The sequence below is a fragment of the Roseburia sp. OM02-15 genome (genome assembly GCF_003481835.1).
Taxonomy (GTDB): Bacteria; Bacillota; Clostridia; order Lachnospirales; family Lachnospiraceae; genus Eubacterium_I; species Eubacterium_I ramulus_A.
In genome coordinates, this window is sequence record NZ_QULX01000008.1 from 175029 (window position 1) to 181931 (window position 6903).

At 45.5% G+C, this 6903-nt stretch carries 2 protein-coding genes; both read left to right on the forward strand.

Annotated elements, in window-relative coordinates:
• The first annotated feature begins 265 nt into the window (after positions 1–265).
• On the forward strand, positions 266–4807 hold the full coding sequence (gene gltB / locus DXB15_RS09865) for a glutamate synthase large subunit (RefSeq protein WP_118702846.1): 4542 nt from the start codon (positions 266–268) through the stop codon (positions 4805–4807).
• 168 nt (positions 4808–4975) lie between these two features.
• Positions 4976–6469 (forward strand): glutamate synthase subunit beta, encoded by a 1494-nt coding sequence (locus DXB15_RS09870; RefSeq protein WP_118702847.1) that lies wholly within the window; start codon positions 4976–4978, stop codon positions 6467–6469.
• Positions 6470–6903: the final 434 nt, after the last annotated feature.

The following is a 6903-nucleotide window of genomic DNA, read 5'->3' on the forward strand; positions in this document are numbered from 1 at the left end:
ATGATAATATTGGAAATAAACAGACAATTAGAACAAATAAAAAACAATAATATAATATTTTGAAAGTTGTCAAATAATCTGACAATTTAAGAAAAAAAGTGGGTTTACAATTTAAAAAAAAAGGCGTATAGTAAACGCAATGAATAACAAACCCAGTAATTAATGCATGAATGGCAGGTTATGAGGGAAAAAAGAACTGTTTTTGCAGGTTTCTACATAATGACATTCATGAAAATTCATTGATTATAACAGAAAGGAAAATGTTATGAAACTTCATATGAACGAGAGCAACGCCAAGGCTGTCGGCATGTACGATCCAAGGTTCGAGCATGACAACTGCGGTATTGGTGCTGTGGTAAACATTAAAGGTGTGAAAACACATCAGACGGTTGAGAACGCATTAAAAATTGTTGAAAACTTAAAACATAGAGCTGGCAAAGACGCCGAAGGAAAAACTGGTGATGGAGTAGGTATTCTGTTACAGATATCTCACAGATTCTTCTCCAAAACCATGAAATCCTCCGGCGTCTTTTTAGGTGAAGAAAGAGATTACGGAATTGGTATGTTTTTCTTCCCACAGGACGAGTTAAAGCGCAATCAGGCAAAGAAGATGTTTGAAGTCATCATAGAAAAAGAGGGTCTGGAGCTGCTGGCATGGCGTGAAGTGCCGACTGATCCGACTGTCATTGGACAGAAAGCCGTAGACTGCATGCCATACATTATGCAGGCATTCATCAAACGTCCGGATGACGTGGAAAAAGGTTTGGACTTTGACCGCCGTCTGTATGTGGCACGCCGTGTTTTTGAACAGTCCAACGACAATACCTATGTGGTATCCCTGTCCAGCAGAACCATCGTATACAAAGGAATGTTCCTGGTAAACGAGCTGCGCCTGTTTTTCAAAGACCTGCAGGATCCGGATTATGAATCTGCCATCGCAATGGTTCATTCCAGATTCTCCACAAACACAAATCCGAGTTGGGAGAGAGCACATCCGAACCGCTTTATGGTACATAACGGTGAGATCAACACAATCAAAGGTAATTCCGATAAGATGCTGGCCCGTGAGGAGACCATGGAATCTGAGCATCTGAAAGGTCAGTTATCCAAGGTACTTCCGGTAGTCAATAAATCCGGTTCCGATTCCGCGATGCTGGATAACACACTGGAGTTCCTAGTAATGAGTGGTATGGAGCTTCCGCTGGCAGTTATGATCACCATTCCGGAGCCATGGGCAAACAACCACCTGATGAGCCAGAAGAAGAAAGATTTCTATCAGTATTATGCAACGATGATGGAGCCGTGGGATGGCCCGGCATCCATCGTGTTCAGTGATGGGGATATCATGGGAGCTGTTCTTGACCGCAATGGTCTGCGGCCATCCCGTTATTACATCACGGATGACGATTACCTGATTCTTGCATCAGAGGTTGGTGTGCTGGATGTAGATCCGACCAAAGTTGTGACAAAAGACCGTCTGCGTCCGGGCAAAATGCTTTTGGTTGATACCGTCAAAGGTCGCGTGATTGATGATGATGAGCTGAAAGAAGCTTACGCTGGCAAACGCCCGTATGGACAGTGGCTGGATGAGTATCTGGTAGAGTTAAAAGATCTGAAAATCCCGAATGTGCGTGTACCGCGTTACACAGGCGACGATCTGCACCGTATCCAGAAAGCTTTCGGTTACTCTTATGAGTCTGTAAAAACAGTTATGCTTCCGATGGCAAAAACAGGTGCCGAGTCCACTGCTGCCATGGGTATTGATACACCGCTGGCTGTGTTATCCGACGATCATCAGCCGCTGTTTAATTACTTCAAACAGTTGTTTGCACAGGTTACAAACCCGCCAATCGATGCTATCCGTGAGGAAATTGTTACATCTACAACGGTTTACGTCGGTGAGGATGGAAATATTCTGGAAGAAGAGCCGAAAAACTGTCAGGTACTGAAAATTAAAAATCCGATCCTGACAAATACAGACCTTCTGAAAATCAAGCATATGAAAAAAGAAGGATTCAAAGTTGGCGTTGTTCCGATCATTTATTATAAAAACACAAGTCTGGAGAAAGCCATTGACCGTCTGTTTGTTGAGGCAGACCGTGCCTACCGTGACGGTACCAACATTCTGATTCTCTCCGACAGAGGTGTGGATGAGAACCATGTTGCAATCCCGTCTCTGCTGGCTGTTTCCGCTATGCAGCAGCATCTGATCCAGACCAAGAAGAGAACAGCAGTAGCCATGATCCTGGAAAGTGGGGAACCACGTGAGATTCATCATTTTGCAACACTGCTTGGTTACGGTGCCTGTGCTATTAACCCATATCTGGCGCAGGATACCATTGAACAGTTAGTAGACGATCATCTGCTTGACAAAGATTACTATGCAGCCATTGATGATTATAACTCTGCAGTCCTGCACGGAATCGTAAAAATTGCTTCCAAGATGGGTATTTCCACGATTCAGTCCTATCAGGGATCCAAAATCTTTGAGGCTATCGGTATCGACAAGAGTGTCATTGACAAATATTTTACAGACACTGTCAGTCGAATCGGCGGTATCACAATTTCTGATATTGAAAATGATGTTAATGAGTTACATTCCATGGCATTTGATCCGCTGGGATTACAGACGGAGCTGACGCTGGACAGCAAGGGACATCACAAGATGCGCAGCGGTGCACAGAAACATCTGTACAATCCGCAGACAATCCATCTGCTGCAGGAGTCCACAAAACGTGGCGATTACAATTTATTTAAAGAGTATACAAAGCTGGTCAACAATGAGACCGATATTATGAATATTCGTGGAACCCTTGATTTCAAATATCCGAAGTCAGGCATTCCGATTGATGAAGTTGAGAGCGTTGACTCCATCGTGACAAGATTTAAAACAGGTGCGATGTCCTACGGTTCTATTTCACAGGAAGCTCATGAGACATTAGCCATTGCCATGAACCGGTTACATGGAAAATCCAACTCTGGTGAGGGTGGTGAGAGCCTGGAGCGTCTGGATACCGAGCGTGGATCTGCCATAAAGCAGGTTGCTTCCGGACGATTTGGTGTTACCAGCCGTTATCTGGTCAGTGCACAGGAGATTCAGATCAAGATGGCACAGGGCGCTAAACCGGGTGAAGGCGGACATTTACCGGGCAAAAAAGTATATCCGTGGATTGCAAAAACAAGACTTTCCACACCGGGTGTAAGTTTGATCTCCCCGCCGCCTCATCACGATATTTACTCCATCGAGGATTTGGAGCAGCTGATCTTTGACCTGAAAAATGCAAACACAAGAGCACGTATTTCCGTAAAACTGGTATCAGAAGCCGGTGTCGGAACCGTCGCAGCCGGTGTTGCAAAAGCAGGTGCACAGGTTATCCTGATCTCCGGTTATGACGGAGGAACCGGTGCCGCTCCGAGAAGTTCCATCCATAACGCAGGACTTCCGTGGGAGCTGGGCCTGGCCGAGACACATCAGACATTGATCATGAACGGTTTGAGAAACAAAGTCCGTATCGAGACAGACGGTAAGCTGATGAGCGGCCGTGACGTTGCTATCGCAGCAATGCTTGGTGCCGAAGAGTTTGGTTTTGCAACCGCTCCGCTGGTAACCATGGGATGCGTCATGATGCGTGTCTGCAACCTGGATACCTGCCCGGTTGGTATTGCTACACAGAATCCAGAGCTGAGAAAACGTTTCGCAGGAAAACCGGAATACGTCATGAATTTCATGCGTTTTATTGCGCAGGAATTACGGGAATATATGGCAAAACTTGGTGTACACACTGTAGATGAGCTGGTTGGACGTTCCGATCTGCTGAAAGTTCGTGAGAACCTGACCGGACATGCGGCAAAACTGGACCTGAAGAATATTCTGGAAAATCCGTTTGCCAGCCCGAAAGATAAAGTCATCTTTGATCCGAAGAAAGTATATGATTTTGAACTGCAGAAAACAGCCGATGAGAAAGTGCTGTTAAAACAGATGAAATCCGCACTGGAGCAGAAACAGAAACGAAGCATTGAAATCAATGTTTCTAACATTAACCGTTCCTTTGGTACGATTTTCGGTTCCGAGATCACAAGAAGATACAAAGAAACTCTGGAAGATGATACTTACGTTGTAAAATGTAACGGAGCCGGTGGACAGAGCTTTGGAGCCTTTATCCCGAACGGTCTGACACTGGAGCTGGAAGGCGACAGCAACGATTACTTCGGAAAAGGACTTTCCGGTGGAAAACTGGTGGTATATCCGCCGAAGGGCATCAAATATCGTCAGGATGAAAATATCGTCATCGGTAACGTGGCACTTTACGGAGCAACAAGCGGAAAAGCCTTTATCAACGGTGTGGCCGGTGAGCGTTTCGCAGTCAGAAACTCCGGTGCCATTGCGGTGGTAGAAGGTGTCGGTGATCACGGATGTGAGTATATGACCGGCGGTCGTGTGGTTGTCATCGGAAAAACAGGCAAGAACTTTGCCGCAGGTATGAGTGGCGGTGTGGCCTATGTACTGGATGAAGACAACGATCTGTATACAAGAACAAACAAAGAAATGGTATTTACCGAGGAACTGACCAATAAATACGACGTACAGGAATTAAAAGAACTGATTCAGGAGCATGTAGCCCTGACCAATTCCGTAAAAGGAAAAGAAATTCTGGACAATTTCGGAGAGTATTTACCGAAATTCAAAAAAGTCGTTCCGTATGATTACCATCATATGCTGACAACCATCGTTCAGATGGAGGAAAAAGGTTACAATGTAGAGCAGGCTCAGATTGAAGCATTTTATCTCAATCAGGAACAGTCCTGATTGAGATAAAAGCTCCGCAAAGGATGCGCAGCGATTCTGAGTGGATGTATGTCAGCATACGCTGACCAGAATCGCGCGCCAGGTCTCACCTGCGTTCGACTTGAAGAAAAACTAGAGCAGCAAGCATAGATGTATGTCTTATGAATGAGGTAAATCAGGAGGATAAAAATGGGAAAACCAACAGGATTTATGGAATATGACCGAGAGGTAAGTAAAGCGGTTGAACCGAAAGAAAGAATCAAAAATTTTGATGAATTCCACATCCACCTCTCAAAGAAAAAACAGGAGATTCAGGGATCGCGCTGCATGGCATGCGGCGTTCCCTTCTGCCAGTCCGGTATGACACTGATGGGCATGACCAGCGGTTGTCCGCTGCACAATCTGGTGCCGGAATGGAATGATCTGATCTATATGGGAACCTGGGAGCAGGCCTATGAGCGTCTGCACAAGACCAATAACTTCCCGGAATTCACATCCCGTGTCTGCCCGGCACTTTGCGAGGCAGCATGTACCTGTGGATTGCATGATGATCCGGTTACTGTTCGTGATAATGAGTACGGAATCATTGAAAATGCATACGAAAAAGGATATGCAAAAGCAAATCCGCCAAAAGTACGCACCGGTAAAAAGGTGGCAGTCATCGGTTCCGGTCCTTCCGGTCTGGCAGTTGCCGATCAGTTGAATCACAGAGGACATCTGGTAACGGTTTACGAGCGCGATGACCGTGTGGGCGGACTTCTGATGTATGGTATTCCGAATATGAAGCTGGAAAAACATATCATTGACCGTAAAGTTAATATTATGAAAGAAGAAGGAATTACCTTTATTGCCGGTGTCAATGTGGGAAAAGATGAAAAAGCAGCAAAACTGCTGAAAGAATACGATGCGGTTGTGCTTGCCTGCGGAGCTAAAAATCCCCGGGATATCAATGTACCGGGCAGAGATGCGAAAGGCATTTATTTTGCAGTGGATTTCCTGTCACAGACTACAAAGAGTCTGCTGGATTCCAACCTGAAAGATAAAAAGTATGTATCCGCGAAAGGTAAAAAAGTTGTGATCATCGGCGGTGGTGACACCGGAAACGACTGTGTGGGAACAAGCATCCGTCATGGAGCAGTATCTGTAACACAGTTAGAGATGATGCCGAAAGCACCGGATCAGCGTACTGAAAATAATCCATGGCCGGAATGGCCGAAGGTCTGCAAGACAGATTACGGTCAGGAAGAAGCCATTGCTGTATTCGGACATGATCCGCGAATCTATCAGACGACGGTAAAAGAGTTCCTGAAAGATAAAAACGGCAATCTGAACGGTCTGATCACAGTAAAACTGGAAGCGAAAAAAGACGAGAAAACCGGTCGTATGAATATGGTTTCGGTGGAAGGCAGTGAGCAGAAACTGGATGCAGATCTGGTACTCATCGCAGCCGGATTCCTTGGTACAGAAAAGTACGTGGCAGATGCTTTTGGCGTCAAGCTGAATGCAAGAACAAACGTTGAGACAGAAGCAGGATACTACAGGACCAATGTGAAAAAAGTCTTTACGGCAGGTGATATGCACAGAGGACAGTCCCTGGTTGTATGGGCCATCCGTGAAGGGCGCGAGGCAGCCAGAGAAGTGGATGAGAGTCTGATGGGATATTCCTATCTGTCTGTACAGTAAATTCTTGTTTAGGGATGGCTTAAAAATTTACTATGTTGGATTTTAATAGGAACTCCTGTAATTTTGTCTCAGTCGCTAGCAATCGCTCCTTGAGAAAAAATTACAGGAGTTCTTAATTTACGCAGTGAATTTTGTAAATTTTTGCGCCACCCTGCACTTCGTGCCACGCATGCATATATACATTGGAATAATACGCTCTGTGTTGCATGCGCTAATTTATCTCAGTCGAGAAGACTCCCACTTCTGCAAGTGGTGAGTAATAACAAGTCTTTCTCAGTGGGAGTACAATCTCCGACTGAGATAAACGCTCCGCGGGGGCGCACATTGTCTGGGAGACAATGGTTTTGCGCCGACCGGAACGAAGTGTAGATGTGCAGTGATTTTGAGAAGAATATGTCAGCTTTCGCTGACCAGAATCACGCACCAAGTCTCAC

Bases quoted from the DNA above. Each gene is read 5' to 3' on its own strand.
- DXB15_RS09870 (WP_118702847.1), top strand. From the start codon at position 4,976: ATGGGAAAACCAACAGGATTTATGGAATATGACCGAGAGGTAAGTAAA.
- gltB (WP_118702846.1), top strand. From the start codon at position 266: ATGAAACTTCATATGAACGAGAGCAACGCCAAGGCTGTCGGCATGTAC.